We start from the raw sequence: 26787 nt of genomic DNA, 5'->3' as shown, positions 1-26787 counted from the left end.
CGGCCGGTCCCGGCGCGGGTCAGGGCAGGGCCGGGTAGAGGGCGGCCACGCCGCCGGAGAGGCCGGCGAGGACCTGGCGGGAGGTCTCGTCGGCGATGATCTCGTACCGGTCGGTCTCGATCCCGTCGACGGCGAGCCGGGCGATCTCGGCCGGGTCGGACTTCGGCGCGGTCACCCGCGCGGCCATGTCGGTGTCCATGTAGCCGACGTGCAGGCCGGCCACGCGCACGCCCCGGCCGGCGAGCTGCGCGCGGAGCGCGTTGGTCATCGACCACTCGGCGGCCTTGGCCGCGCCGTAGGCGCCCACCTCGGGGAACGTGATCCAGGACAGGGCGGAGAGGATGTTCAGGACCGTCCCGCCGCCGTTGGCCGCGATCCTCGGGGCGAAGGCGCGCACCACGGACAGCGTGCCGAGGTAGTGGGTCTCCAGCTCCAGGCGGATCTCCGCCAGGTCGCCGTCGAGCAGGTCGGCCCCGGTGCTCACCCCGGCGTTGTTGACCAGCAGGGTGACGTCGCCGGCCAGCTCCGCGGCGGCGGCCACCGAGGCCGGGTCGGTGATGTCGAGCCGCACCGGGGTGGCGCCCGGCAGGTCGACGGTGTCCGGGTTGCGCGCGCCGGCGTAGACGGTGGCGCCGCGGGCCAGCAGCTCGGCGGCCAGGTGCCGGCCGAAGCCCCGGTTGGCCCCGGTGACCAGGGCGGTGCTTCCAGCGATCTTCATGGGTGCTCCTGAGGGTGGGAAGGGTGGGTCGTCAGGACGGCAGCAGGCCGGGCCCGGGCAGCAGGTCCACCTGGTCGGCCGGCACGTCGTGCCCGGCCGCGCAGCGCAGCGCCACGTGCACCGCCGCGCCGCAGTCGTGGTGGGCCAGCCGGACCGACGGCTCCTCGACGGCGTACGTGTCGCCCCACTCGCGCAGGGCGGCGAGCACGGGCAGCAGGTCCCGCCCCTTGGCGGTGAGCACGTACTCGTCGCGGGTGCGCTGCCCGGGCTCCCGGTAGGGCCGCCGGTCGAGCAGCCCGTCGGCGACGAGCTGCTTCAGCCGGGCGGCGGCCACCGGCTCGCTGACGCCGACCCGGCGGGCGAACTCGTCGAAGCGCCGGGTGCCGAACGACGCCTCGCGCAGCAGGAGCAGCGTGGTGCGGTTGCCGACCACGTCGAGCGCGCCGGCGATCGAGCAGTTGGCGGTGGACCAGGAGTCACGCCGCGCGAGGAAGTCCGTCATGGCGGCGACGCTACCCGGCTGACTTAGGAAAACCAAAGCCAGCTATCTCACGCCGGACCCGGGAATAACCACCCTCAGAGCTGGCCGGCGTAGAAGCCGTGCCGGGCGAGGGGCTCGACGATCTCCCGCTCCTCGTACGACAGGTGGGACAGCAGGGTGTCGGTGAGCAGGTCCACGGCCGCCTGGAGCTGGGTGAAGTCGCCCGGCTCGCGGATCAGGTCCACGAGCGCCCGGTCCACGCTCTCCACCACCCCGTGGATCACCACGTGCTCCTCCTCGAGGCGGTCCAGCACCGCCGCCAGCCCCGCGTCGGCGCGACGCAGGTGCGGAAAGATCGAGTTGTCCTCCAGGCCGTGGTGCTGGGTCACCACGGTGCAGTACGCCGCGCAGTAGGCGCCCAGCGTCCAGTTGTTCTGCCGCATGGTCATCTCGTTGAGCACGGCGCGGGCGGCGCCCGGGGCCACCGCGCCGCGCTTGACCTGTTCCAGCAGGTCACGCACCTGCGCGAGCTCCTGGCGCAGGTGGTCGTGCACGTCCACCAGGTGCTGCCCGGCGGCCTGCCCGTGCGGCGTGTAGACGTGCCCGGCCGGTGCGGGCGGCGCGGCCGGCCGGGTGGACTCGTCCCACAGCCGGCGCGCGCTCAGGCGTACCCCCGGGTCGGGGGTGGGGGTGACCGCGAGCGCGGTCGACCCGCCGGCCGCGACGGCGGCCTGCTGCTCCTCGACCGCGTGGGCGCGGCTGCCCGGCGTGGTGCGTTCGGCGGCGACCAGCTCGCGGACCGCGGGCGCCACCTCCTGGGCGAAGAGCTGCACGGCGCGCGGCTCGTCGCTGCCGAGGATGAACGTGGCGACGCCGTGGTCCAGGGCGAGCCCGGCCAGTTCCTCGACCCACTGCTCCGGCGGGCCGTCCAGGAAGCCGCCGGAGGACCGGGCGAAGGTGCCGGTGACGTTGAGCAGCCGGCGCACCGCGCCCGGCTCCCGCCCGGCCTCCGCGGCGGCCTCGTCGATCACCGCGTTCAACGCCGGCAGCTCCGCCGGCCCCTTCGCCAGGTACGCCAGCGACGGCAGCCAGCCGTCCGCCAGGCGACCGACGAGCCGCAGCATCCGCGGCTTGTACGCGCCGACCCAGATCCGCACGGGGTGGGCCGGAGCCGGCCCGCGCTTCGCACCGACCACCCGGTAGTGCTCGCCCTCGACCCGGACCATGCCGCGCCGTTCGGTGTCCCAGACCTCGCGGATCACCCGGATCGCCTCGTCGAGGGCGTCCACGGCCGCGCCCGGCGAGAGTCGCCGGCCGCCGACCGCCTCGATCGCCTCCCAGAAGGCGCCCGCGCCGAGCCCCAGCTCCACCCGGCCGCCGGTGAGCAGGTCCAGGCTGGCCACGCTGCGGGCCAGCACCACGGGTTGGCGCAGTGGAAGGTTGAGCACGTTGCCCGCGAGGGTGATGCGACTGGTGGCCGCGGCCACGAAGGACATGAGCGTCCAGGTGTCCAGGAACCCGGGCTGGTACGGGTGGTCCTGGAAGGTCACCAGGTCCAGGCCGGCCTGCTCGCACAGCTTGGCCCGGGCCACCACCTGCTCCGGCCGCCCGGCGCTCGGGGTGAGGAAGCCGCCGAAGGCCAGCTCGTGTCCGTGGTCGCTCATGCCTCGCCGCCTCGTGCCGATCTTGCGCGAACCTGCCCACGGTAGCCCTCCGCGTTGCCCGGCGGCGGGGGAACCCACCGGCTCCGGGATCGCGACGCGCACCGCGGCCACTCGCCACGGTGGACCCGGAGCCGCTCGGCCGTCCTCTTCGGCCGGAACGCGGAAAAGTCGCTGTGAGCTGGGAAAACTCGCCCACGGCCGGGCCGCTACGACAGATTCGACGGTTCCGCAAGCCGAGAGACGGGGCGGTCGCTCGGCCGGGTGAAGAACTTCACAAGAAGTGGGCGATCGGCACAAACCGTTCCTAACGTCGAGTCCGTTCGCGATCGCGGACACCACGGGCCGGCAACGCCTAATCCCGCCGCCGGCCCGGTGGTACCTGGACCTCAGGCGGGAGCGGGGGACCCATACGTTCCTCGGTGCACGACACCTCGGGGTGAAGCCGCCTGCGGCGGCCGGGCTCCTCGGCCCGAACCCGACAGCTCACCTCGTCGGCGTGGAGGAAACCCACATGGCAACTGAACACGTCGCCCGTCATCGACGGGTCGCGCGGCGCCGCACCGCCGTCGGGGCTCTCGTCGTCGGCGCCGCCACCGGCGCCGCCGCCTTCCTCGGCCCCGCCGCCCCGGCCAGCGCCGCCGGCGTCAACTGGGACGCCGTCGCCCAGTGCGAGTCCGGCGGCAACTGGCACATCAACACCGGCAACGGCTACTACGGCGGGCTCCAGTTCACCCGGAGCACCTGGAACGGCTACGGCGGCCAGAAGTACGCCAGCCGGGCCGACCTGGCCAGCCGCGGCGAGCAGATCGCCATCGCCGAGAAGGTCCTCGACGGACAGGGCATCGGCGCCTGGCCGGTGTGCGGCAAGAAGGGCGGCTCGACCAAGAGGTACTCGGCCAGCGACTCGGGCTCGAAGAAGGCCGCGACGAGGAAGGCCACGACGAAGAAGGCCACGACGAAGAAGGCCACCTCGGAGCGGTCGTCGCGGGGCGACCGGCCGGCCGCCCACGGCGGGCGGCGCACCACGCCGAGCGCCGGTGGCGCCGGCGGCTACCTGGTCCGGCCCGGGGACACCCTCTCCGGAATCGCCGACGCGAAGGACGTCGCCGGCGGTTGGCGCGCCCTCTACGAGCGCAACAGGGGCGTGGTCGGCAACGACCCGGGTCTGATCTTCCCGGGCCAGCGACTGCGCCTGCGCTGAGCCCCACCGGATCCGGCCCGCGGGCCGGTCCACCGCACCACGAACGCCCGGCCGGGGTCCCCGGCCGGGCGTTCCACGTCGGGGCCGGTTGCTATCGTCACGGTGCTCGGAAAGACGTGAAGAAAGCGCGGATATGACCAACGACTCGTTCTCCGCGGCCGCGAGCCTCGACGAGCTGCTGACCAGGACGCAACAGGCGCTGTCCGCCATGCGGTCCCGGGCCGTCGAGCACTCCGACGGCGCGCCGGCCCAGCTGCTCCGCGCCGAGGGCGGTGCGGCCGGCGGCCGGGTCCGCGCCGTCGCGGTCCAGGGTGGCCGGCTGGAGTCCCTCACCGTCGACCCGGAGCTGGCCGGGGAGCCCCTGGAGACCCTGTGCGGGCACCTCGTGGTGGCCGTGAACGCCGCGCTCACCGAGCTGGACGCGCGGGTCAGCGCCTCGGCCCGGGCGGACGTGGACGCCCTCGCCGCGCGGCTCGGCGGCCTGCCGGAGCAGTCCGCGCGGGACATGGAGCGGTTCAGCCGCGCGATGGAGGGCGTCGCGGCCCGGATCCGCCGCGACGGCGCCGCCGGCCCGCGCGCGACCCACCCGGCCTGACCGCGGCCGCGATCGACCGGCCCCGTCCCGCGGCGGAGACGACGAAGCGGCCGGCCGTCGGGAGGACGACGGCCGGCCGCTCCGGTGTGCTCAGCTCAGGGTGAGCGAGGTGTCGTCGACGACGAAGGAGGTCTGCAGGGAGCTGTCCTCCACGCCGCTGAACGAGATGGTGGCGGTGGTGCCGGCCAGCGACGAGACGTCGAAGGACCGCTGCACGTAGCCGGTGGCCTTGTTGAGGTTGGAGTAGGTGGCCAGCGTGGTGCTGCCCGCCTTCACGGTCAGCTTGTCGTAGGCGGTGGTCGTGGTCGACTCCGCGCTGTCGATGTGCAGCCAGAAGCTCAACGTCGCCCGGCAGCCGGCGGGGATCGACACCGACTGGGTGAGGGTGTCGGTGTGCGTCGAGCCGTAGCCGTCGAGCCAGGCCTTGTACGAGCCGCCGTGCGCGGCCTGGGCGGTGTCGTTCGTGATGACGCCGGAGCTGGCGCTCCAGCTCACGTTGCCCGACTCGAAGCCGGGGTTGGCCAGCTTCTGGCCGGTGCAGCTGCCCGACGGCGGGGTGGTCGTGGCGGTCGGCGTCGGGGTGCTGCCCGTGCACGTGGCCTCACCGGTCTGCGCCGGCACGCTGATCGCGGTCCAGGCGGCCTTGACCGCGTTGAACTCGGTGCAGCTGGTCGGGTAGAGGTTCTTCGCGGCCTGCAGCGTCCAGACCCGGTACTTCAGGTACGACGAGGACGAGGTCTTCAGCAGCATCGCGTTGTACATGATCTTCATGGCCTTCTGGATGCCCAGGCCGGTGACGCTGCTGCCGTTGCAGGTGGAGCTGGCCGGCTGGCCGTTGGTCGGGCTGCTGCCGTTGGCCAGCAGGTAGAACCAGTGGTTGCCGGGGCCGGCCGCGGCGTGCACCTCGGTGCCCGGGATGCTGCTGGAGTAGCAGTTCGGGTCGCCGAGCGCCGACGGGTTGTACATGTTGCGGATCGGGCCGCTGCCCACCAGGTTGACCTTCTCGCCGACCAGGAAGTCGGGAGCGTCGTAGCTGGACGGCTCGTTGGCGAACCACTCGGTGGCCGCGCCGAAGGTGTCGGCGACGAACTCCTGCGTGCCGCCGCCGGAGATGCCGCCCGGCGTGTGGTCGTCGATGCCGTGGCCGATCTCGTGGGCCACCACGTCGAGCGAGCCGATCCACTGGCCCGAGGTGTTCTTGCCGATCTGGACCTGGCTGCCGTCGTAGTAGGCGTTCTGGTCGTTCAGGCCCACCCGGATCGGCCAGTAGCCGCCGTTGCCGTCGGCGCCGTTGCGGCCCAGCCACTGCGCGAGCATCTTGTGCTCGGTCTGCGCGGCGAACAGCGCGTCGACGCAGCCGGTCTCCCTGTTGGTGGCGGTGCCGTTGCCCCAGACGTCGTCGGAGCCGCTGAACGTCGTGTTGTTCGCGGCGTCCTGGCAGCTCAGGTTGGTGACGGTCGGGTCCTTCATGGAGTACGTGCCGCCCGACTGCGTGGTGTTCAAGGTCAGCGGGTTGGGCCCGTTCCACGCCCCGGTGCCGGTGCCGTGCACGACGTGCTCCTGCGTGCGCAGCACCGCGCCGGTGACGGCGTCGACGTCGACCGTGAGCCGGCTCGGGCCCTCGGCGCCGGTGCCCCGCACCGTGGTCTCCCAGGCCAGCGCCGGCCGGGCGCCGAGGGTGTAGACGACCAGGTTGGTGCCCTCGACGGTGGTGACCGTCTTGAGCTGGGCGCGGGCGGTCTTCGTCGCGGCGGCCGAGGTCAGCTTCGGCGTGGTGGCGAGACTGCCGATGGCCTGCTGCTGGGCGACGGAGGCGTACTTCAGGTTGCCGGCCGTGTCGGTGGCCAGCACGAAGTCACCGCCGACCACCGGCAGGCCCTTGTAGGTGCGCTCGTAGGGCACGTACTGGGTGCCCTCGGAGGAGATGACCGCCTTCTGCACGAACGCGTCGTCCGAGCTGGCGTGGAGGTAGGCGGGCCGGTCGGCGACCAGCGCTCGCGCCGAGTCGGCGGCGATCGCGCGGGCCTGGGCGGCGTCGGGTGCGGCGGGGCCGGGCGGCGCGGCCTGCACGGCCGCGGCGGTGCCGGCGGCGAGCAGACCGGCCGCCGCCGCGCCGGAGAGCGCGACGAGGCGAGGTGAGAGCTTCAAGGGGGTTCGCTCCTGTTCCTAGGCGCGCCGCACGGAGCCCGGTGGGGACGGGCGGCGCGGTGTGGTGAGGCGGGGTGACGGCCGTTCTCCGAGGCTGCCGGCGTGGCCCCGGTTCGACAGATCGACCGTCGTGAGTCGCCGGGGGTCGGCGACTCGCTGGGGGCACAATCACACGGGCCCGGGCCGGGATCAATGGGTGACCCGGGCAACCGACGCCGGGCGGTCGCCGCGCCGTCGCCGGGAATTCAGGAACCCATGATCTTCAATATGCTCTGATCAGGCCGAATGTTGTCCTCGACGGACGGCGGCCGGTCGGATCTGCGCCGATTGCCGCTCCGTGCAGGTGGCGCGCATTACCCCTCGGTCGAGCCGCCGATCGTCCCGCCCCGTCCGGCCGGCATCCCGGTGCCGGACGGCTCGCGGATGATCACCCGTTCGGTCGCCTCCCGGTCGGGCCGTCGTGCGACAGGCGTAGGAGCGGGCGACGACCATCTGCCACAGGTGTCCGAAGACGTGGACGTGCGTCGATCCGTAGGTTCGGGGCGACCGTCGCGGCGGCGTGTCCCCTGTGCGCGCCGCCCGCTCGGCGGACGGCGCGGGGAGGAGGAGCACGCGGATGCGAAGCGGAAGACATGCCTGGCGGGCCTCGGTGGTGGCCCTGGCGATCGCGGTCACCGGCCTGCCGGCGACCGGCGCGCTGGCCCGGCCGGGCGCGAACGAGCGCCCCCGGCTCGTGGTCGAGGACGGCGTCACCCAACCGGTGTTCGGCTACGCCGATGCCGTCCGGGAACGGATCTTCGTCACCTCGGACGTGGACACCGACGGCGACGGCGCCCGCGACGTCGTGGCCATGGACATCATCCGGCCTCGGGCCAGCGAGAACGGCCTCAAGGTGCCGGTGGTGATGGACGCCAGCCCGTACTACTCGACGGTCTGCCGGGGCAACGAGAGCGAGTGCAAGGCCGACGTCGACGGCGACGGGCTGAACGACACGTGGCCGCTGTTCTACGACAACTACTTCGTGCCGCGCGGCTACGCGGTGGTCCTGCTCGACATGATCGGCACGAACAACTCGACCGGCTGCCCGGTGACCGGCGGCCGGGCCGACAACATCAGCGCGCCCACCGCCATCGACTGGCTCAACGGGCGCAGGGCGGGCGTCGACGCCGCCGGCCGGACGGTCGTGGCGGACTGGCACAACGGCCGGACCGGCATGATCGGCAAGTCGTACGACGGCACGCTGGCCAACGCCGCCGCGGCCAGCGGCGTACCCGGGCTGACCACGATCGTGCCCATCTCGGCCATCTCCAGCTGGTACGACTACTCCCGGAGCAACGGCCTCGTCACCCGGGCGAACAACTACTCGGGCAGCCTCGCGAACACGGTCACCAACCCGGCCCGCCGGGCCTACTGCGCGCCGGTGCGGACCGCCCTCGGGGAGGGCGGCGACGACGTCACCGGTGACTACAACGACTTCTGGGCGGAGCGGGACTACGTGCCGCACGCCGACCGGGTCCGGGCCAGCGTCTTCGTGGTGCACGGCATCAACGACGACAACGTCCGGCCGGACCACTTCAGCAAGTGGTGGGCCGCGCTGGGCGAGCAGGGCGTGCCCCGCAAGCTGTGGCTGACCGGCACCGGCCACGTCGACCCGTTCGACTTCCGGCGGAGCGCCTGGGTGGACACCCTGCACCGCTGGTTCGACAACTGGCTCCAGGGCCTCGACAACGGGATCATGCGAGAGCCAACCGTCGACATCGAGCGTTCCCCGGACGTCTGGGAGACCGCGCGTGCCTGGCCGCTGCCGGACGCCCGGCCGACCCAGGTGTTCCTCCGCGCGCCGGCGGACGGGAACGTCGGTGGGCTCGCCCTCCGCTCCGGCCCCGGCAACGCGTCGGCGACCTTCCAGGACACCCCGACCATGACGGCCGCCAACGCCGTCCGGCACCCGTCGGACCCGGCGGCCAACACCGACAACCGCCTGGTGTTCCTCTCCGGGCCGCTGGCGGCGCCGCTGCACCTCTCGGGCACCCCGGTCGTGAAGATCAACGCCACCGTCGACGGGGAGGACACCAGCTTCGCCGGACTCCTCGTCGACTACGGCACCCGCCCCCGGTTCAGCACCAGCGGCGACGGCATCCGGACGCTGACCGAGGAGGACTGCTGGGGCGCGACGGCGACCTGGGGCGGCTTCACCGAGGACGCCTGCTACCGGAAGACGGAGAAGACCGTCGCGACCAACCCGCAGGAACTGGTCACCAAGGGGATCATCGACGGCCTCAACCTCGACTCCCGGTCGGTGTCGACGCCGCTGGTGCCCGGGCGGAAGACCGCGGTCGACCTGAACCTGCTCCCCGAGGACTACGTCTTCGCCGCCGGTCACCAGATCGGCGTGGTCCTGCTCGGCTCGTACTCCGGCTACAGCAGCCGGGCCAGGCAGAACCGGGCCCACATCACCGTCCACTTCGATCGCAGCCGGATCACCCTGCCGGTGGTCGGCGGCCGGGCCGCCGCGGCGGCCGCCGGTCTGTAGGAGAGTCCGGGGCGGGGCGCCGACGACGTCGCCCCGCCCCGGCTACCGGGCCGGCTGGTACCGGCCCGTGAGCCGGCCCAGCTTCAGCGCCAGGTGCAGGCAGAGCCGCTCGTTGCCGTCCTTCAGGTCGGTCCCGGCGAGCAGCTCCACCCGTTGCAGCCGGTAGTACAGCGTCGTCCGGTGCAGGCGCAGCCGCTCGGCGGTGGCGTGGGCGTTGCCGGCCAGGTCCAGGTACGCCTCCAGGGTCTCCAGCAGCACCTGGTGCGCCTCGTCGCCGAGCAGCCGGCCCAGCCCCGGGTGCACCCGCGCGACGTCCAGGTGCCCGGCGTCCACCCCGGACAGCAGCCGGTAGATGCCCAGGTCGGCCCAGGGCACCACCGGGCCGAGGACGGGCAGTTGCAGGCCGACCCGGGCCGCCTGGAACGCCTCCTCGTAGGACAGCAGGCTGTCGTACAGCCGGGGCCGGCCGTCGCCGACCCCGAGCACCGTACGGCTCACCGACGCCAGCCCCCGGGTCGCCGCCCGCAGGGCCTGGTCGAGGTGCGCGGCCGCGTCCTCCGCCGCCACCCGGCCGGTGGCCCGGCCGCCGCACAGCAGCAGCACCCCGTGGTCGTGCCGGACCAGGTGCAGGGTCTCGCGGGAACCCACCCACTGCCGGGTGGCGACCAGCGCGTGCTCCAGGGCGACCCGGGCCGCGTCGTCGAGCACCTCGTCCCGGGCCACCGCGAGCTGGGCGACAAGCGCCGTGACCTGGCCGTCGCGGGCCACCACGCCGTCGGTCAGCAGCGACCGGACGGCCTCCCGGCGGGCCTCCGGGGACTCGACCAGCAGCGTCCTTGTCGCCTCCGCCTCCCGCTGCGAGGTCAGCTCGCCGAGCAGGTTCTCCCGGTAGAGGGCGAGCGACAGGTCGGGCATCGCCTCGGTCACCACCGAGATGTCCTCGTCGCTCATCCCGTCGGCCGCGTCGATGAACCAGACGAAGCCCAGCAGCAGGTCCTGGTGCCGGATCGGCACGCAGACCCGGGGGAGCAGGTCCAGGTCGGGGCGGGCCGGGGTACGCACGGGCTGCCGGGCCTCCATGATGCCGATCTCCCGGGCCCAGGCGATCACCTCGGGCGTGGTGTGCCGGCGCAGGATCGAACTGCGGCGCACCCCGTCGATCACCCCGGTGTGTTCGCTGTAGACGACGACGCGCTGGCGCCGGTCCTCGATGAGGGCCGGACGCTTCACCCGCGCCGCGACCCGATCGACGATGCGTTGCAGCTCCATGCGCATGCGCTTCCCCCGGACCGGCCCGGGTCCCGGCGGGGTCCCCGCACGGCGCGGGCCGGACGTGTGCTGGTAGGACCCTCGGCCTACCTTCCGATGATGTTGGCGGGCGCGCAATACCCCGCGACAGCCGTACCTCCCGGGGCGGCGGGGTTCCGGCATCTGTCGGAAGACCGCCGGCCGACACGCCCCTAACGTGTGCGGGGCCGGGTCCCGCCGAGAAGGGAACACCGTCGTGGCCGCAACCAGGCCCTGGCAGGGTGTCGTCGTCGCCCTCCCCACGCCGTTCCGGAACGACCTCTCCGTCGACTACGACCGGCTCCAGGAGCACGTGCGCTGGCTCGGCGACGCCGGCTGCCGGGGCGTGACCCCGTGCGGCCCGCTGGGGGAGTACCCGGCACTGTCCGAGGGGGAGCGCGCCGACGCGGTCCGCGCCGCCGTGGAGGCCGCGCCGCCCGGCTGCGCGGTGCTGCCGGCCGTCGGGGGGTACGGCAGCCGGCAGGCGCGCCACTGGGCCGAGCAGGCGCGGGCCGCCGGGGCGCAGGCGGTGCTCGCCCCGCCGCCGGTCGGCTACCCGGGCGGCCCCGCCGAGGTGGTCGCCCACTACCGCGAGGTGGCCGCCGTCGGGCTGCCGGTGGTGGTGTGCCGCGATCCGGCCGAGACCACCCTGGACCTCACGCCGGACCTGCTGGCCCGGGTCGCCGAGACCGACGGCGTGGTGGCGGTACGGGAGGACGACGTCCGCCGGCTGCACCGGATCCGGGACCTCTGCCCGCACCTGGACGTGCTGGCCGGCGCCGACGACGTGCTGCTGGAGCTGACCGTGTGCGGCGCCACCGGGTGGCTCGCCCGCTGCCCCAACGCCCTGCCCCGGCTCTGCCTGCGCCTGCACCGGCTCTGCGCGGCCCGGGACCTGGCCGCCGCGCTGCCGCTCTACGCCCGGTTGCACCCCCTGCTCGGCTGGGGCGCCCGGACCGAGGCGGTGCAGGCGGTGAAGCTGGCCATGGGCCTGGCCGGCCGGTACGGCGGCCCGTGCCGGCCGCCGCGCGGCGCGCTGCCGCCCGAGCTGGAGGAGCGGCTGTGCCGCGACCTGCGGCGGGCCGAGCGGGCCGCCGCCGGTCCGGTGCCCGCGGCGTGACCGTCCTGCACGTGTCGGAAGTCGCCGGGCCACCTGCCGACATCTGCACGGTGACCGCCGCGCCGGCCGGCTCCTAGGGTCAGATCGGGCGTGATCAATGCGGACGGGTGAGCGCCCCCTGAGCACCCCGCCCCCTCCGCCCGGACCTGAGAGGTGACTCCATGCGCCTTCTGCTCACCAGGCGTGCGGCGTGGCGCTCGGTGCTGGCCGCCGCCGTCACGACCGTCCTGGTCGCGACCGGCTCCGCCGGCCCGGCCGCCGCCGCACCGGACGGCCCGCCGGGCGGGCCCGCCCCGTTCCAGCCGCTCGACCCCCAGCGCTGGCAGAACCCGGACACGATGACCTGGGACGACTACCGGCAGGTGCCGGGCCGCGACTGGTCCGACCCGACGGTGCGCGGGTCGGTCCGCAACTTCAAGATCGCGCTGGTCACGCTGGACTACGTGGACCAGCCGTTCGTCATCACCCAGCCGGCCGGCTCGACGGTCTTCGGCAACCCGCAGGCGACCGCCGCGAACGTGCCCCGCAACCAGGTCGCGTCGTTCTACACCGACTTCCTCAACAAGCCGGGCGACCTGAACCGGGGGCACACCCTGCACGAGTACTGGATGCAGGACTCCAACGGCCGGTACGGGGTGGACCTCAGCGGCTTCGGCCCGTACGAGATGCCGGCGAAGTCCTACCAGTACGGCATCGACAACGGCTTCAACCCCGGGGCCTGCCCGGCCGGGGAGACCTGCGCCAAGAACATCCGCACCGACGGGCTGGGCGCCTGGCGCGCGGCGGTCGGCGACGCCGTGGCCGACAGCTTCGAGCTGGTCTTCATCCTCTCGGCCGGCCAGGACGAGTCGTCCACCTGGCAGGAGTTCGGCCAGATGATGTTCCAGACCAAGGAGGACGTGCCGGACGCGTGGGGCCCGCCGGACCCCGCCCTGCCCAACTACGCGAAGACCCGGTACGTCGAGTGGACGTCCTGGAAGGCGGCCGCCACCATCTGGCCGAACGCCGGCGGCGGCTCGTCCACCCAGGCGGAGAGCTCCGGCCAGGGCGTGTACGCCCACGAGCTGAGCCACCTGCTGAGCATCGGCGACAACTACAACAACCCGTACGGCACACCGTTGCGCCGCGCGTACACCGGCATCTGGAGCATGATGTCGCGCGGGTCGTTCAACGGGCCGGGCGGGCCGCACACCCGCTGGCAGATCCCGCCGGTCAACGGCGGCTCGATGGGGTCGCTGCACATGCTGAGGGACAAGCTGAAGATCGGGCTGCTCGGTGAGGAGCACGTGCTGCGGCTGTCCCGGGAGGGCCTGGCCACGTCGGGGATGGTGGTCGCCGACGTGACCGCCCGCGCCGTGGACGCCGGCCCGGGCGGGCTGACCGGTCTCAACATCGCGATGAACGCCGACCGCGCGCCGGCGTGCAGCGTCACCACCGACCCGCTCTGCGACGGCGGCCGGTACAACAACTACACCGTCGAGGTCGTCGACCGGCTGGGCGCGGACTCGTTCACCCCGGACAACGGCGTGCTGATCAGCAAGACCAAGAACACCGACAGCGCGCCGTTCGTGTGGGTGGTCGACGCCAACCCGCAGGACATCGACATGGTCGACTTCTACCAGCCGAACGGCACCCCGCAGAAGATCACCATGGGTGACTACCGGCAGCTGTCCGACGCGCTGTTCCACGCCGGGGCCAACTCGGGCAGCGAGTACGAGTACGTGGACGAGGCCAACCGGCTGCACTTCTACGTGCTCAACCTGCGCCGGGACGACGACGGGGTGCTGTCGTACACGGTGGCCGTGCGGTCGCTGGACGGCGCCGGGCCGAGCGTGCACGGGGTGGCGCTGTCCAAGGGCCACCTGGTGACCCACGGCAAGCCCACCGGCAAGGGCGCCACCTGCACGTTCGACCTGACCAACACCGGGACGTACGTGGCCGGCGGGCAGCCGCACCCGGAGGACGCCGGGGCGTACCTGCGCTCCGACGTCTACCGGCTCTCGGCGACGGTCGCGGGCCAGGGCTGGCGGGTGGAGCTGCCGAACGAGCTGGCCACGGCCGAGTTCGGGGCCAGCACCCCGGTGGCCGTCTCGGTCGGCGCCGGCTCCGGCGCGGCCGCGACCACCCTGGTGACGCTCACCGCCACCTCGGAGAGCGACCCGAGCAGGACGGTGACCAGCCAGTGCCGGGTCGAGCGGCCCCGCGCGCAGCTCGGCTGACCCCGTCCGGGGCGGTGCGGCCCGCGTGCCGCACCGCCCCGGGCACCACCCCCGAACGCCCAGGAGGACAGATGCGGCGCCTGCTGGCAGCGCTCGTGCTGCCGTCGCTGCTCACCGGCGCGCTGGCCGCGTGCGGTGACGCCGAGGAGGCCCGGAAGGCGATGACCGTGCGGGTGCTCGTCCGGGACATCAACATCCGGCCGGCGGGCGTCGAGTGCGCCGGCACCGGCCCCTACACGCACTTCCACAACCGGGCCCCGTTCCAGGTGGTCGACATCGGCGGCCGGACGCTCGCCGAGGGGTCGCTGTCCCCGGGCCGGTCGGTGGCGACCTTCGCCGAGGACCTGGAGGTGACGCGCGTGCCGACGTACTGCGAGTTCGCCGTGCCGGTCGACCTGGCCGCGCGGGACGCCTACCGGCTGGTCGTGGACGGCCACCCGCCGGTCGACCTCACCCCGAACGACAGCGAGGGACCGGCGCTGGTCGCGGTGGTGCCGTCGTGACCCGGGGGTACGCCGTCCGGCTGGCCGCCGTCGCGCTGGCGGCGGCGCTCGCGGCGACCGGCTGCTCCGGCGGTGACGAGGCGCACGCCCCGCCCGCGCCGGTGGCCGGTGGGGCCGCGGCGCTGCCCGGCCCGGCGCCGGCGGACCTGGCGCTGCGGCCGGCGCCGTCCGGGGCGCCCGGCGCGCCGGCCGTCACCGGCGCGCTCACCGACGGCAGCCCGGTCGCCCTCGCCGAGCTGTGGGCCGACCGTCCGGTCGTGCTGGTCTTCTTCGCCTCCTGGTGCACGCTCTGCGCCGACCGGCAGGCCGCCCTGAGCGAGCTGGCCCGCCGCCACTCCGACGAGGTCGTCCTCGTCGGGGTGGCCGCCGAGGACAAGCCCGAGGACGTCCAGCGCTACCTGCGGGAGCACCGGGTCGGGTACCCGGTCGTGCTCGACGCCGACGGCACGATCTGGCGGTCGTACGCGGTCCGCGAACCTCCGGCCGTGGTGGTCGTCGCCAAGGGCGGCGCGCTGCTGCGCGGCTGGCCGGGCGGGGTGGACGCGGCCACCCTCGACACCGAGCTGCGGAGGCTCGTGCTGGCGCGCTGACCGGCGGGTCAGTCCCGCCCGCCGTCCGCGTGGGGCACCACCAGCTCGGGCGGTTCCTGCGCCATCGGTTCCTCCTCCGCTCAGCGGGCCAGCCAGGCCGCCGCGTCGGCGCCCCACCGCGTCGGCGGGCTCGCCCAGTCCGGCCGGCCGCCGGGCAGCGTGACCGGCGGCAGCGCGTACCGGAGGCGGCCCGCGGGGGCGTCCCGCTCGGCGCACCAGGGGTCGGGGTCCGGCGGGGCGGCGGCGGTGACCGGCCCGGCCGGCAGGTCGTGTCGCAGCCACCGGGCGGTACCCGCCAGCGACAGGTCGGCGGTCCAGGCGCCCCCCTCGTGGGCGCGCCGCGCCAGCGCCCGGAGCACCGCCGCGGCGAGCAGGTAGCCGGTGCCGTGGTCGAGCGCCTGGGCGGGCAGCACACCCGGTGCGCCGTCCGGCCGCCGCTCGAGCACGGCGATGCCGGCGGCGGCCTGCACGAGGCTGTCGAAGCCGCGCCGCCCGGCCCACGGACCCGTGCCGCCCCACGCGGACAGCCGCGCCACCACCAGGTCGGGGCGGTGCCGGCGCAGCGCCTCCGGCGAGAGGCCCCACCGCTCCAGTGCCCCCGGCCGGTAGCCGGTGACCACCACGTCGGCGTCGGCCAGCAGCCCCGCGAAGCGGGCCTGGTCGGCGTCCCGGCCCAGGTCGAGCAGGGTGGAGCGCTTGCCGGCGTCGGTGTCCAGGTGCTGGGGCTCCAGCTCCGGCAGGCCGGGGGAGTCGACGCGCAGCACGTCGGCGCCGAGCAGGGCGAGGAACCGGGTGGCCACCGGGCCGGCGATCACCCGGGTCAGGTCGAGCACGCGTACCCCGGCGGCCGGGAGCCCGGGCGGCGCGGGTGGCGCCGGTCGGGCCGCCGCCGGAGCGTCGGCGCGCAGCCGGACCAGGGGCTCCGCCGCGACGGCCGCGGCCTGCGGGTGGGCGTCCCACTCCGCCGGTGTGCGGGCGGCGACGGCGAGCCCGCCGGCCGCGGTGACGCGCTCCTCGACCTCGACGGCCGGCCGGGCGCCGAGCCGGTCGCCCACCGCCGCCGCCAGGGCCTCGTCGTCGGGGCGCTCCGGGTTCAGGTCGAGCGCGGCCAGCAGCCGCCGCCGGTGGTGCGGGTAGTTCGCGTGGGTACGCACCCAGCCGTCGGCGGTGGGCCAGTACCGGGACAGCGGGGCGAAGCCGTCGAACGACCGCCCGTCCACCCGCAGGTGCCGCTCGCTGGTGAAGGAGACCGCCACGGCGCGGCTGTCCACGGCCAGCGGGTCGGCGGACGAGGCCCCCCGGGCGCGGGCCAGCTCCAGCGCGGCCAGCCCGGCCGCGGCGACGCACGCGACGGCCAGGTCGGTCACCGGCAGCCGGGCCGGCAGCACCCCGTCCGGGCCGGCCGGCCGCACCGCCGCCACGGCGGCCGGGTCCCCGCCCAGCGCCGCCCAGGCCGACCGGATCGCCGCCGTCGTCGTCGGGTTCACCACCGGTCGATCATCGCACCGCCGGCGGCGGCCCGACGCTCACCGGGGTTTCCGGGTCTTCGACGGCGTCAGGCTCGGCAGCGGGCTGAGCGAGGGGGAGATGGTCGGCAGCGAGGTCGGCCGCCGGCTGGGGCTGGGGCTCGGGCGCGACGGCGTGGCGCTCGGCGTCGGCCGGGCGGACGGGGTGGGCGAGGACGTGGCCGGCGGCGGCGTCGGGGTGGTGGTCTCCGGGGCGTCGTCCGGGAACGCCGGTTCGGCGAACCGGTACTTGTCCGGGTCGAGCTTCAACGCCGCCGTGGCGTCGGCCATGAACTGCCGCCAGATCGGCCCCGGCCCGGTGGAGCCGTAGACCTCGTAGCTGCCGCCGGTCGTCCGGAGCGGCTTGCCGTCGGTGGTGCCCAGCCAGACCGCGGAGGCGAGCGCCCCGGTCCAGCCGACCATCCACGTGTGCACGTTCTGGGTGGTGCTCTGCCCGGCCTGCCAGGTGCCGGTCTTGCCGGCGGTGTCCCAGCCGTTGTCGAGCTTGGCCGCCCGGACCCGGCGCAGCGTCCAGTCGAGCTGGTTGATCGCCTCCTGGTCGAGGCCCAGGTCGGTCTGCTTGAGCTGCTCGCCCCACACCTTCTCGTCGCCCTTGGTGACCGACCGGACGAAGTGCGCCTCGGCGCGCTTGCCGCCGGCCGCGAAGGTGGCCATCCCGTTGGCGTGGTCCTGCACGCTGATGCCGTACTGGCCGATGCCGACCTCGGTGGAGAACCGCCGGGCCACCTCGTCGGCCGGCTCGGTGCGCAGGTCCACCCGCTGGGGCTGCGGGTTGCCCTTGACGGTCTCCCACATCGACTCGACGCCGGCCCGCTTCGCCATGTCGATGACCTTGGCGGTGCCGAGCTTCTCGGTCAGCTCGAAGTAGGTGACGTTCAGCGACGCGACGGTCGCCTCCCAGAGCGCGCAGTTCGGCTGGCAGGGCGCGTGCTCGGCGTTGCGGATGGGGCCGGCCGGGTTGCCCTTGGTCCGCCCCGACTCGGGGAACTCCTTGGTGTCCGGCGAGTCGAACCGCTGCTTCACCGAGATGCCGTCCTCGACGGCGGCGGCCAGGTCGTACACCTTGAACGAGGAGCCCGGCGGGTGCTGGCCGAAACCGCGGGCCTGGCCGTTCTCGTCGGTGTACCAGCCGGCGTAGTCGGCGCCGGAGCCCTTGTCGCCGCCGTAGTAGCCGAGCACCCGGCCGGTGCCCGGCTCCACCGCGACGAGCGCGGCCTGCCAGTTCTTCGGCTGGCCGCGGACCGCCTCCGGTGCGGTGTCCCGGCGGATGTCGGCGGCGGCCTCCGCGGCGTCCTGCACCCGCTTGTCGATGGTGGTGACGATCTTGTAGCCGCCGTCCCGGATCACCTCGTCGGGCTGGCCGCGGAACGGCTCGGTCTGCCGCAGCTCGCTGAGCACGTGGTTGACCACCAGGCCGGTGGGGCGGTCCAGCCCGGAGCGGCCCGCGTTGGGGTCGATGGGCCGCACCGAGTCCGGGTACGCCAGGTTCGCCGCCTGCTCCGAGGTGAGGTACCCGAGCTTCACCATGCCGTCGCGGATGTAGTTCCAGCGGTCGATCGAGTTCTGCTTCGCCGTGGCATTTCGTTGCGGGTCGTAGCCGGGGGAGCCCTCGGGGTCGGCCGGGTCCGCCTCCGGCTGCTTCACCATCGCGCACAGCACCATGGCCTCGGCCTGGGTGAGCTGCTGCTGCGGCGGGGCGTCCCGGCGCACCGTCTTGCCGAAGAAGGTCTGCGCGGCCGCCTCGATCCCGTACGCGCCCCGCCCGAACGGGACGGTGTTCAGGTAGAAGCCGAGGATCTCCTCCTTGCTGTACGTGTCGTCCAGCTTCCACGCGATGACCGCCTCGCGCAGCTTCCGCGAGTAGGTGACCCCGCGCAGGTCGGCGGCGACCCGCGCGTACTGCTGGGTGAGGGTGGAGGCGCCCTGCCGCTGCCCGCCGGTGACGTTCGCCCAGGCCGCCCGGAGCACGCCCTTGAAGTCGACGCCCTTGTTCCTCCAGAAGGTCCGGTCCTCGGCCGCCACGATGGCCTGCTTGGCCGAGTCGTTCATCTGGTCGTACGGGACGATGGTGCGGTTCTCCGCGCCCAGCTTCGCCATCGGCGTGCGCCCGTCGGCGTAGTAGACGGTGGTCGACTCCGGGAGCTTGAGGTCGGTGGGGGTCGGCACGCTGTCGAAGTAGTAGCCGCCGGCCATCAGGCCGGAGCCCGCCAGCAGCGCGAACACCGCCAGGAAGATCAGCAGGCGGTTCCGCCGGCGCCGCCGACCCGGAGTGGGGGTCGTGGAGCCGTCGGCGTCGTGGTCACCGGTTGGACGCATCCGCACCCGATACCCTCCGTCTGCTCGGCCGAATCGTGTTCCTGCCCGGCTCGCAGGCTAGCCGAGCTGCGACGACGGCACCGGCCTCCGGCGTTCTTTCCCGCGGCGGCTGCCGCGCCGCACCACCGGGAGACATTGACAGCCGCGGCTGCGCCGGGCAGGCTCTGACGAGCTGCGGGAACGCTCCCATCACCCGTTCCCCCGTCCCTTCAGGAGCAATGACGTGGCCCTGACTCCCTTCCGGCGGCGCGCCCTGACGGCTGTCGCCGCCGTTGCCGCGACCCTCGCCGCCGCGGTGCCCTTCTCACCCGCGCCCGCCGGCGCCGAAATCCGCGACGGCGTGCGGTTCTACACGCCCCGACCGGACCACGGGGCGGTGGCCCAGATCGCCCGGCTGACCGCCGCCGGGCATTACCAGCAGGCCGCCGCGCTGCGCACCATGATCCGTACGCCCCAGGCGGTCTGGGTGACCGGCGGTTCCGCCGCCACGGTCACCCGGACGGTCAACGCCGAGGTGCGCCGGGCGGCCGGCAAGAAATCCGTGCCCGTGCTCGTGGCGTACAACATCCCGTTCCGCGACTGCGCGCAGTACTCGGCCGGCGGCGCCACCTCGGTGACCGAGTACGAGCAGTGGATCGACGCGTTCGCCCGGGGCATCGGCGGCCACGAGGTGGCCGTCATGCTGGAGCCGGACGGCCTGGGCATCATCCCCTGGTACACCACGATCAACGGCAGCCAGGACTGGTGCCGCCCCGCCGAGGCGGACCCGGCGACGGCCGCCGCCGACCGGTTCGCCATGCTCAACTACGCCGTCGACAAGCTCGGCGCCCTGCCCCGCACCAGCGTCTACCTCGACGGCACGCACAGCGCCTGGCTCGGCGTCGGCGACGCCGCCGACCGGCTGGTCAAGGCCGGCGTCGGCCGGGCCGACGGCTTCTTCCTCAACGTCTCCAACTACGAGACCACCGAGCGTCAGCTCAAGTACGGCAACTGGATCGCCAAGTGCGTCCACTACGGCACGGCGGGTCCCGAGTGGGCGCGCGGCCACTTCGAGTGGTGCGCCAGCCAGTACTTCCCGGCCGACCCGGCCGACTTCAGCACCTGGGTCCGCACCGACGAGTGGTACGCCGAGAACGTCGGCGACGTGCCGGCCGACCGGCTCGCCCACTTCGTGGTGGACACCAGCCGCAACGGACAGGGGCCGTGGACCGCGCCGGCCGGGGTGACCTGGCCGGACCCGCAGACCTGGTGCAACCCGCCGGACCGGGGGCTGGGCCTGCGCCCCACCACGGCCACCGGTGACCCGCTCGCGGACGCGTTCCTCTGGGTGAAGACGCCCGGCCAGTCCGACGGGCAGTGCGACCGGGGCACCGGCACCGGACGGGACCCGGCGCGCGGCGGCATGGCCGACCCGCCCGCCGGCGCCTGGTTCGCCGAGCAGGCCCTCGAACTGGTGCGGTACGCCAACCCGCCGCTGCGCTGAACCGACCCGGGCCGGGGTGGTCGACCGCCCCGGCCCGGATCCTGCTCAGCGCAGGGCCCACCCGGCGGCCCGGCCGTTGCGGGTCCTGCTGATCCGGCGCGTCGGCCAGCGGCCGTTACCGCCGGACCGGTCGGCCGAGAACGGCGAGAGCCGCCACATCGGGTGGGTGGTGGTGTCGCCCGGTCCCGTGAAGGCCTCCCGGTCGGCGTAGCCGTGCTGCCGGAACAGGTCCCGGTCGGTCTCGGTGAACACCTCCGCGTACGTCGGCAGGCTCAGCGTGTCCATCCAGCGCTGCGCCCCGACGAGCACCGCGGCGGCCCGGCGGGCGGCCGTCGGGCCGGGCGCGGCCAGCAACGCGAGGTGGTTGTGCGCCTCGGCCGGTCGCCGGACGGCGAGCGCCTCGTCGAGCTGGAGGAAGCGCTCCTCGTCCGGGCCGGCGGCCGCGGCGAGGCGGTCTGCGTACCGGTTCGGCGCCGGGATCGGCCGGTAGCGGTGGAACCAGACGGTCGCCGCCGAGCCGTCCCGGAGCAGGAACGCGTCGCCGAAGAGCATCGCGTGTTCGGTCCAGATCCGGGCCACGGCGGCCAGGACGGCGGTGCGGCGTTGCGTGTCGGGGACGAGCCACGCGGCGAGAGCGGTCGGGGAGAGGGCCTCGGCGACGAGATCGGCGATGCGGCCGATGTCGCACCACCGGGCCCGGACGACGGGTGTGGCTGTGCTCATGAAGGACTCCTGGTCACCATGGGTGATCGGGTATGTGGGAGGGCGCCGGGAGCGGTCGTCGTCCGGCGCCGTGGCCGTGAGCGGCCGTGCAGCGTGTGGCAGGAGGAAGCCGGTTGCGGTGCGCGGCGGCGGCCGCCACCGCGGGCCGGTCAGGCGGGCCGGGTGCCCGGGCGGGGCGAGCGCGACGCCGGCGGCGGGCCGTCGGACGGGCCGCCGCGGTGCCCGACCAGGGCCGGCGGGGCCCAGGGGTTGGGGTCGGTGACGGCCGGCGCACCGTGGGCGCCGCCCGACGATCCGACCGCACCGCTGCCCGCCGGTGTGGCCGGTGCGGCCGGCGTGGCCGGGACCGGGTCCCGGTCGGAGCGACCGGGCTGCGGCCGGGAGGACGGGCCGGAACCGCCGTCGTGGGGCCGCGCGGCACCGACGGTGTCCGACGGTCGGTCGCTGGTGGTCGCCGGGCGCGCGTCCGGCCCCGCGGTGTGGCCGGTGGCGTCGGACGGAGCCCTCGGGGCGTCGGCGGGCCGGTCCGGCGCCGGGCGGTCGGCGGGGCCGCCGGTGGGCGGTGGCGACGTGCCGGGCGGGGTCGTCGCGGGTGGCGGCGTGGTCTCCGGGCCGGTGGGCGGGTCCAGCAGGTCGGTCACCGGGGTCAGTGGCCTCAGGGCCGGGCCCAGAGGCCGGCGCACCGGCTCCAGGGCGCGCCACACCGGGGAGAGGACCGGGGCGAGCGGCCGGGTCACCGGCGCGAGCACGCCGGCCACCGGGGCGAGCACGCCGTGACGCAGCGGGTCGGTGACCGGCCGCAGCGTGCCGGCGACGGGCGCGAGCACGGAGTCCCGCAGCGGGTCGGTGACCGGCCGCAGCGCCCCGGTCAGCGGGTCGAGCACCCCCGCGCGGACCGGACCGAGGGCCGTGTCGAGCCGACCCCCGCCGCCCGCCCGCCGGTCCGGCCCGCTCGGGCCGCGCCGGGGGTCCGCCGGTCGCCGCGCGTCGTCGCGGGCCGCCGGAGCGGGGTGCCGGCCGGCCGGGCGGGCGCCCGGGGCGGGCCGGCGGTCGGTGTCCGACGCGGGCCGGGTGGCGGGAGCGGGGCGGCGGCCCTCCGGCCGGGTGGCCGCCCCCTGGCCGGCCGTCCCGTCGGCCCGGTCGCCGGACGCGGCCCGGCCGGCCGGATCGGGTCGGTCGCCGGTCACGGGCGCCGGCTCGGCGGTGGCGTCGTCGGAGGGCGGCGTCACCACGTCGAGGACCGGGCTCAGCGTGTCGGTGAGCAGGTCGACGACGGCGGTGAGCGGAGCCGCGGGCGGGCGTTCGGCAGCCTGCGCGGCGGTGCCCGTGGCGACCTCGTGGACGCCCCAGGCCGCCGCGACCCCGCCGAGCAGCAGGCCGACGCGCAGCACCACCCGCGTCAGCCGTCCGCCGCGTCGAGTCATCCCGGGCATCCCTCCGACCACCGGTCGGCGCCGGCGATCACCGCCCGCACTCTACCGAACGAGGTCGGTCGATCACAGCATGCTGCTGATCGAAATCGGGCGCGTCGCAACGGCCGGCAGGAGTGGGAGATCGGCCGGCGGGGTACCGAGGGCTGTCATGACCACGCGCGCCGCTGACCACCCCGCCACCGACACCGGCACGCCGCCCACCGGCGTCGTCGCGGTCGTCGCCCACCGGAAGAAGACCTTCGGTGGCGGCCTCGACGAGCTGCGCGCCGGGCTGGTCGCCGCCGGGGTCGGGCGGCTCCTCTGGTACGAGGTGCCGAAGAGCCGCAAGGCGCCGAAGAAGGTCCGCAAGGCGCTCGACAAGGGCGCCGAGCTGATCCTGGTCTGGGGCGGCGACGGCATGGTGCAGCGGTGCGCCGACAGCCTCGCCGGATCGGACGTGCCGATGGGCATCCTGCCCGCCGGCACCGCCAACCTCTTCGCCACCAACCTCGGCATCCCCGCCGACCTGCCCGAGGCGCTCCGCGTCGCCCTGCACGGCCGGCGGCGCGAGCTGGACCTGGGCCGGCTCAACGGGGAGCACTTCGCGGTGATGGCCGGCGCCGGTTTCGACGGCGACCTGATCCGCGACGCCGACCGCCAGCTCAAGGGCCGGCTCGGGCGGATCGCGTACGTCTGGACCGGGCTGCGGCACGTCCGCGGCGAGTGCGTCCGGACGCGGATCACGGTCGACGGCGCCGACTGGTTCGACGGCGACGCGAGCTGCGTGCTCTTCGGCAACGTCGGCACGATCACCGGCGGCATCCCCGCCTTCGACGACGCCCGGCCCGACGACGGCGCGCTGGAGATCGGCGTCTCCACCGCCAGCGGTGCCGTGGACTGGGCCCGCACGCTCGGCCGGATGGCCGCCGGCCGGTCCGACGAGTCGCCGTTCCTGCGCATCACCCGGGGGCGGAAGGTGCGCGTCCGGTTCGCCGAGCCGAAGACGTACGAGCTGGACGGGGGTGCGCGGGGCACGGCGAAGCGGTTGAAGGTGAAGGTGGTCCCGGGCGCGCTGACCGTCTGCTGCCCCGACCCGCCCGCCTGACCCCGCCCCGCGTCGCCACGACGCCCACCGGCAGGATGCGGGCATGGACGACGACGTGCGCCGCTACCTCGACGAGCTGGTCGGGCGGGCCCGGGCCGTGCTCGGTGACGACCTGGTCGGCGCGTACGCGGCCGGCTCGGTGGGGCTGGGCGTCTACCAGCCGGGACGCAGCGACGTGGACGTGGCCCTCGTGGTCGCCCGGCCGGTCGACGGGCCGGCGAAGCGGGCGCTGGTGGACCGGCTGCGGCACGAGGCGGTGCCCTGCCCGGCGCGGGGCCTGGAGCTGGTGGTCTACCGGCGGGACGTGGCCGGTTCCGGCACCCCCGAGCCGGGCTTCGAGGTCGAGCTGAACACCGGCGCCACCATGCCCTTCCGCGCCACCTACGACCCGGCCGACCGGCCCGCCGCCGACGGGCGGTTCTGGTACGCGCTGGACCGCAGCATCCTGCGCCAGTCGGGGCTGGCCCTGTTCGGCCCGCCCGCCGCCGAGGTCTTCGCCGACCCGGGCCCGGCCGAGCTGCGGGGGCTGCTGGTCGAGGCGCTGCGCTGGTGGCTGGCACTGCCCACCCCGCCCGGCGACGCCCCCGCCCCCGGCGCCGAGGACGCGGTGCTCGGTGCCTGCCGCGCGCTGGTCCGCTGCCGCGACGGTGTCTGGCTGGGCAAGGTGGACGCCGGGCGGCGGGTCGCGGCCGACGACGCGGACGCCGAGCTGATCCGCCGGTCGATCGCGGCCCGCCGGAATGGGCCCCCGCCGGCCGGACCCGAGGCCCGCGCCTTCCAGCAACGGATGCTGGACCGGATCGCCGCTACGCATTGACGCAGGTCGTCGGCTTACTGTAAACAAGGCGTACTGATCAGTCGGGGAGGTCCCCATGCGACGCTCGGTACTCCTGGCCGCGTTCCTGCTCGTCCTCACCGCCACGGGCCCGGCCGTGGCCGCGCCGCCGCCCGCGCCGCTGGCCGCCACGCCGGTCCAGGTCTACGGCGCCTGGCACTGCGGCAACGACTTCTGCACCTGGGGCACCGCCCGCACGGTCGCCCAGTTCGACAGCCAGAACCACTGGCTCATCGACCGCGGCGACGGCCGTCCCTCGGTCAACCTGGTGGTGCTGAGCTTCGTCAACCCGCTCGACCTGCTGCGCCAGACCACCGACGCCACCACCCTGGACGGGGTGCCGCGTGGCATGACCAGCGAGATCGTGCAGTACTTCACGGCCCGCGGCATCCGGGTGATGCTCTCGATCGGTGGCATCACCTACACCGACGACTGGGACGCCGCGCTCGCCGAGAACCCCACCCTGCTCGGGCAGCGGGCCGCCGCGGCGGCCACCCGGCTCGGCGTCGGCATCGAGATCGACTACGAGCAGAACACCGGCCCCGACCTGGCCGGCCTCCAGTCCTTCATCGACGCCTACCGGGCGGTCCACCCCTACGACGCCACCGGCGCCCGCCCGCCGGCCCGGCTCACCATCGACGTGGCCGCCGGCGACCGCTGGCTGATCGACCTCAACCGCAAGGCCACCACCGACTGGCTGCGCACCGACGTCCCGGTGCTCGACTACGCCAACGCCATGGTCACCGCCCGGCCCGCCTCGGCCGGCACCGCCCAGGCGGACTGGCAGGAGCACGTCGACGGCAAGTCGCAGTACAGCCCACCGGTGCCCCCGCTCGCCCCGGCCAAGTTCACCGGCGCGGTCTACCTGGCCTACGGCGGCAAGCCGCTGCCCGAGTGCGTCAACTACGCCAACTCGGTGCAGAAGGCCGCCGCCCCGTACGTGCAGAGCGTCGCCCCGCACGGCGCGGGGAGCACGGCCGGGATGCTCGGTTTCATGTTCTGGGCGGCCGAGCGGCCCGCCACCCGGGGTATCGGCACCGTCCCGCCGAACACCTGCGAGGGCGGCGCGGGCGCCGGGGCGACCGCGCTCGCCGTGCCGGTGCCGATGCCGGCGCTGCGGCAGAGCTGACCGGACCCGTCACCAGCGCCCGGGGCGCGCCAGGACCGCCGTCGGACCGGGCGTACGTGCCGTGGCGCGTGCGCACCGTCCGCGGGTCGCGCAGGTGCGTGAACGGGATGCGAGTGCGGCACTCTCCCACCGGACACGCGAAGACCCGCACCGGCCGGGTGCCGGTGCGGGTCTTCCCGGGCCGGCCGACGGCCGGCGGGTGGACTCAGTAGACGGTCACGCCGTACGCGCTCGCCGCCTCGGTGACCGGCTGGAAGAAGGTGGTGCCGCCGCTGCGGCAGTCACCGCTGCCGCCGGAGGTGATGCCCAGCGCCTTGGTGCCGTCGTAGAGCGGGCCGCCCGAGTCGCCCGGCTCGGCGCAGACGGTGGTCTGGATCATGCCCCGGACCGTGCCGCCGCCCTGGTAGCGGACGGTCACGTTCAACGCGGTCACCGTGCCGCTGTGGGTGCCGGTGGTCGAGCCGGTGCGCTTGACCGACTCGCCGACGAAGGCGTTCGCGGCGGTGTAGCCGCCCGGGTGGCTGAGCGCGGTGTTGTCGTAGCGGACCAGGGCGTAGTCGTTGCCGGGGAAGCTGGAGCTGATGGTCGGGCCGATGAGCGTCTTGAGGCCGGAGTCGGTGTACCAGGTCTTCGCGACGTTGCCGCAGTGCCCGGCGGTGAGGAAGTAGTAGACGTTCGACTTCACCACGTTGAAGCCGAGCGAGCAGCGGTAGCCGCCGCCGTAGATGGCGTTGCCCGCGGACAGCAGCGGGCGGAAGGTGCCCCGGGCCCGGTCGACCCGGATCGCGCCCGCCGCGGCCCCGGCGCTCTTCTTGACCGCCGCGACCTCGGCGGCGGACACGCTGTCGTCGGCGGTCACCACGACGCGGCCCGCTTCCAGGCGCCAGGCGATGCCCTGCACGCCGGAGGCGGTGACGGCGGCGTCGACCCGGGCCAGCTGGTCGGCGGTGAAGCTCGGCGCGGCGGCCGAGGCGGCGCCCGGTACGGCGAAGGCGCTGGCGGCCACGAGGCCGACGGTCGCGGCGAGCAGGGGGGTGAATCGGCTTCGGCGGATTCTCACGGTCTTCTCCCTGACGGTGAAGGCCGCCGGTTGCGTCGGCGTCCATGCCGTGTCGACGGGGTCTGCTCGGGGTGTGACCTCGACGAACGCTGTGCGGCGAGTATCTACCTGGGTCGATGGGGACGCAAGGGGTCGGCGG

Annotated in this window: 21 protein-coding genes and 1 riboswitch; of the genes, 11 read left to right on the top strand and 10 right to left on the bottom strand. The window is 74.8% G+C overall.

The features are described 5' to 3' along the window. Nucleotides 1–19: 19 nt before the first annotated feature. The 3 genes from NFX44_RS03275 to NFX44_RS03265 form a co-directional block, all read right to left on the bottom strand. Nucleotides 20–718, bottom strand: coding sequence for an SDR family oxidoreductase (locus tag NFX44_RS03275; RefSeq protein WP_262281966.1), 699 nt, complete (start codon nucleotides 716–718; stop codon nucleotides 20–22). A gap of 31 nt (nucleotides 719–749) precedes the next feature. Further along, entirely contained in the window at nucleotides 750–1220 is a 471-nt protein-coding gene (locus NFX44_RS03270) for a helix-turn-helix domain-containing protein (RefSeq protein WP_262281965.1), read from the bottom strand. A gap of 74 nt (nucleotides 1221–1294) precedes the next feature. Then, complete coding sequence (locus NFX44_RS03265) at nucleotides 1295–2863, bottom strand: LLM class flavin-dependent oxidoreductase (protein ID WP_262281964.1); 1569 nt, start codon at nucleotides 2861–2863, stop codon at nucleotides 1295–1297. 339 nt (nucleotides 2864–3202) lie between these two features. Then, nucleotides 3203–3375: riboswitch (cyclic di-AMP (ydaO/yuaA leader) on the top strand. Here NFX44_RS03265 and NFX44_RS03260 point away from each other — a divergent pair. Together NFX44_RS03260 and NFX44_RS03255 are read left to right on the top strand one after the other, a co-directional pair. Next, nucleotides 3375–4064 carry a LysM peptidoglycan-binding domain-containing protein gene (locus tag NFX44_RS03260; protein WP_262281963.1) on the top strand — a complete coding sequence of 230 codons (690 nt, stop codon included), beginning with the start codon at nucleotides 3375–3377 and terminating at the stop codon, nucleotides 4062–4064. Its footprint overlaps the riboswitch before it by 1 nt. Before the next feature lie 133 nt (nucleotides 4065–4197). Continuing rightward, complete coding sequence (locus tag NFX44_RS03255; protein WP_262281962.1) at nucleotides 4198–4659, top strand: YbaB/EbfC family nucleoid-associated protein; 462 nt, start codon at nucleotides 4198–4200, stop codon at nucleotides 4657–4659. A 90-nt stretch (nucleotides 4660–4749) separates the two neighbouring features. Here NFX44_RS03255 and NFX44_RS03250 read toward each other — a convergent pair whose 3' ends face one another. Continuing rightward, the gene (locus NFX44_RS03250; RefSeq protein ID WP_262281961.1) at nucleotides 4750–6807 is read right to left on the bottom strand and encodes a M4 family metallopeptidase; all 2058 of its coding nucleotides are present in this window, start codon (nucleotides 6805–6807) and stop codon (nucleotides 4750–4752) included. Nucleotides 6808–7423: 616 nt separating this feature from the next. Here NFX44_RS03250 and NFX44_RS03245 point away from each other — a divergent pair. Then, nucleotides 7424–9340, top strand: coding sequence for a Xaa-Pro dipeptidyl-peptidase (locus NFX44_RS03245; RefSeq protein ID WP_262281960.1), 1917 nt, complete (start codon nucleotides 7424–7426; stop codon nucleotides 9338–9340). A gap of 42 nt (nucleotides 9341–9382) precedes the next feature. On the opposite strand, the gene NFX44_RS03240 is transcribed toward NFX44_RS03245, so the two are convergent. After that, nucleotides 9383–10615, bottom strand: a complete 1233-nt coding sequence (locus tag NFX44_RS03240; RefSeq protein ID WP_262281959.1) for a CdaR family transcriptional regulator — start codon at nucleotides 10613–10615, stop codon at nucleotides 9383–9385. 229 nt (nucleotides 10616–10844) lie between these two features. Here NFX44_RS03240 and NFX44_RS03235 point away from each other — a divergent pair, with 229 nt between their 5' ends. From NFX44_RS03235 to NFX44_RS03220, 4 genes are all read left to right on the top strand, one after another. Next, nucleotides 10845–11747 carry a dihydrodipicolinate synthase family protein gene (locus tag NFX44_RS03235; protein ID WP_262281958.1) on the top strand — a complete coding sequence of 301 codons (903 nt, stop codon included), beginning with the start codon at nucleotides 10845–10847 and terminating at the stop codon, nucleotides 11745–11747. A 161-nt stretch (nucleotides 11748–11908) separates the two neighbouring features. After that, nucleotides 11909–13966, top strand: coding sequence for a M6 family metalloprotease domain-containing protein (locus tag NFX44_RS03230; protein WP_262281957.1), 2058 nt, complete (start codon nucleotides 11909–11911; stop codon nucleotides 13964–13966). 71 nt (nucleotides 13967–14037) lie between these two features. After that, nucleotides 14038–14469, top strand: a complete 432-nt coding sequence (locus NFX44_RS03225) for a hypothetical protein (protein ID WP_262281956.1) — start codon at nucleotides 14038–14040, stop codon at nucleotides 14467–14469. Then, entirely contained in the window at nucleotides 14466–15059 is a 594-nt protein-coding gene (locus tag NFX44_RS03220) for a TlpA disulfide reductase family protein (protein ID WP_262281955.1), read from the top strand. The genes NFX44_RS03225 and NFX44_RS03220 overlap by 4 nt, the downstream gene beginning before the upstream one ends. Before the next feature lie 80 nt (nucleotides 15060–15139). Here NFX44_RS03220 and NFX44_RS03215 read toward each other — a convergent pair whose 3' ends face one another. Further along, complete coding sequence (locus NFX44_RS03215; RefSeq protein ID WP_262281954.1) at nucleotides 15140–16549, bottom strand: CoA transferase; 1410 nt, start codon at nucleotides 16547–16549, stop codon at nucleotides 15140–15142. Nucleotides 16550–16585: 36 nt separating this feature from the next. Beyond that, nucleotides 16586–18901 carry a transglycosylase domain-containing protein gene (locus tag NFX44_RS03210; RefSeq protein WP_262281953.1) on the bottom strand — a complete coding sequence of 772 codons (2316 nt, stop codon included), beginning with the start codon at nucleotides 18899–18901 and terminating at the stop codon, nucleotides 16586–16588. A gap of 223 nt (nucleotides 18902–19124) precedes the next feature. Here NFX44_RS03210 and NFX44_RS03205 point away from each other — a divergent pair, with 223 nt between their 5' ends. After that, the gene (locus NFX44_RS03205) at nucleotides 19125–20384 is read left to right on the top strand and encodes a glycoside hydrolase family 6 protein (protein WP_315974556.1); all 1260 of its coding nucleotides are present in this window, start codon (nucleotides 19125–19127) and stop codon (nucleotides 20382–20384) included. 45 nt (nucleotides 20385–20429) lie between these two features. Here the strand turns inward: NFX44_RS03205 and NFX44_RS03200 are convergent, their stop codons facing one another. Both NFX44_RS03200 and NFX44_RS03195 read right to left on the bottom strand, forming a co-directional pair. Further along, nucleotides 20430–21107 (bottom strand): hypothetical protein, encoded by a 678-nt coding sequence (locus NFX44_RS03200; RefSeq protein WP_262281952.1) that lies wholly within the window; start codon nucleotides 21105–21107, stop codon nucleotides 20430–20432. A 149-nt stretch (nucleotides 21108–21256) separates the two neighbouring features. After that, a complete protein-coding gene (locus NFX44_RS03195; RefSeq protein ID WP_262281951.1) occupies nucleotides 21257–22531 on the bottom strand; it encodes a hypothetical protein in 1275 nt (424 codons plus the stop codon). Between the two features lie 157 nt (nucleotides 22532–22688). On the opposite strand from NFX44_RS03195, the gene NFX44_RS03190 reads away from it, so the two are divergent. From NFX44_RS03190 to NFX44_RS03180, 3 genes are read left to right on the top strand one after another with little or no spacing between them, the layout of a single operon-like run. Next, nucleotides 22689–23624, top strand: coding sequence for a diacylglycerol kinase family protein (locus NFX44_RS03190; protein ID WP_262281950.1), 936 nt, complete (start codon nucleotides 22689–22691; stop codon nucleotides 23622–23624). A 43-nt stretch (nucleotides 23625–23667) separates the two neighbouring features. After that, nucleotides 23668–24441 carry a nucleotidyltransferase domain-containing protein gene (locus NFX44_RS03185; RefSeq protein ID WP_262281949.1) on the top strand — a complete coding sequence of 258 codons (774 nt, stop codon included), beginning with the start codon at nucleotides 23668–23670 and terminating at the stop codon, nucleotides 24439–24441. A 55-nt stretch (nucleotides 24442–24496) separates the two neighbouring features. Next, on the top strand, nucleotides 24497–25588 hold the full coding sequence (locus tag NFX44_RS03180; RefSeq protein WP_262281948.1) for a hypothetical protein: 1092 nt from the start codon (nucleotides 24497–24499) through the stop codon (nucleotides 25586–25588). Between the two features lie 205 nt (nucleotides 25589–25793). Here the strand turns inward: NFX44_RS03180 and NFX44_RS03175 are convergent, their stop codons facing one another. Then, entirely contained in the window at nucleotides 25794–26648 is an 855-nt protein-coding gene (locus NFX44_RS03175; protein ID WP_262281947.1) for a S1 family peptidase, read from the bottom strand. Between the last annotated feature and the right edge of the window lie 139 nt (nucleotides 26649–26787).

The sequence above is a fragment of the Micromonospora sp. MA102 genome (genome assembly GCF_025460765.1).
Lineage (GTDB): Bacteria > Actinomycetota > Actinomycetes > Mycobacteriales > Micromonosporaceae > Micromonospora > Micromonospora halotolerans.
This window is presented reverse-complemented; position numbering and strand designations above follow the sequence as displayed.

Excerpts from the sequence above, each read along its gene's own strand:
- NFX44_RS03275 (WP_262281966.1), bottom strand. The coding sequence starts at position 718 with ATGAAGATCGCTGGAAGCACCGCCCTGGTCACCGGGGCCAACCGGGGC.
- NFX44_RS03270 (WP_262281965.1), bottom strand. The coding sequence starts at position 1,220 with ATGACGGACTTCCTCGCGCGGCGTGACTCCTGGTCCACCGCCAACTGC.
- NFX44_RS03265 (WP_262281964.1), bottom strand. The coding sequence starts at position 2,863 with ATGAGCGACCACGGACACGAGCTGGCCTTCGGCGGCTTCCTCACCCCG.
- NFX44_RS03260 (WP_262281963.1), top strand. The coding sequence starts at position 3,375 with ATGGCAACTGAACACGTCGCCCGTCATCGACGGGTCGCGCGGCGCCGC.
- NFX44_RS03255 (WP_262281962.1), top strand. The coding sequence starts at position 4,198 with ATGACCAACGACTCGTTCTCCGCGGCCGCGAGCCTCGACGAGCTGCTG.
- NFX44_RS03245 (WP_262281960.1), top strand. The coding sequence starts at position 7,424 with ATGCGAAGCGGAAGACATGCCTGGCGGGCCTCGGTGGTGGCCCTGGCG.
- NFX44_RS03240 (WP_262281959.1), bottom strand. The coding sequence starts at position 10,615 with ATGCGCATGGAGCTGCAACGCATCGTCGATCGGGTCGCGGCGCGGGTG.
- NFX44_RS03230 (WP_262281957.1), top strand. The coding sequence starts at position 11,909 with ATGCGCCTTCTGCTCACCAGGCGTGCGGCGTGGCGCTCGGTGCTGGCC.
- NFX44_RS03225 (WP_262281956.1), top strand. The coding sequence starts at position 14,038 with ATGCGGCGCCTGCTGGCAGCGCTCGTGCTGCCGTCGCTGCTCACCGGC.
- NFX44_RS03210 (WP_262281953.1), bottom strand. The coding sequence starts at position 18,901 with ATGCGTCCAACCGGTGACCACGACGCCGACGGCTCCACGACCCCCACT.
- NFX44_RS03200 (WP_262281952.1), bottom strand. The coding sequence starts at position 21,107 with ATGAGCACAGCCACACCCGTCGTCCGGGCCCGGTGGTGCGACATCGGC.
- NFX44_RS03195 (WP_262281951.1), bottom strand. The coding sequence starts at position 22,531 with ATGACTCGACGCGGCGGACGGCTGACGCGGGTGGTGCTGCGCGTCGGC.
- NFX44_RS03190 (WP_262281950.1), top strand. The coding sequence starts at position 22,689 with ATGACCACGCGCGCCGCTGACCACCCCGCCACCGACACCGGCACGCCG.
- NFX44_RS03185 (WP_262281949.1), top strand. The coding sequence starts at position 23,668 with ATGGACGACGACGTGCGCCGCTACCTCGACGAGCTGGTCGGGCGGGCC.
- NFX44_RS03180 (WP_262281948.1), top strand. The coding sequence starts at position 24,497 with ATGCGACGCTCGGTACTCCTGGCCGCGTTCCTGCTCGTCCTCACCGCC.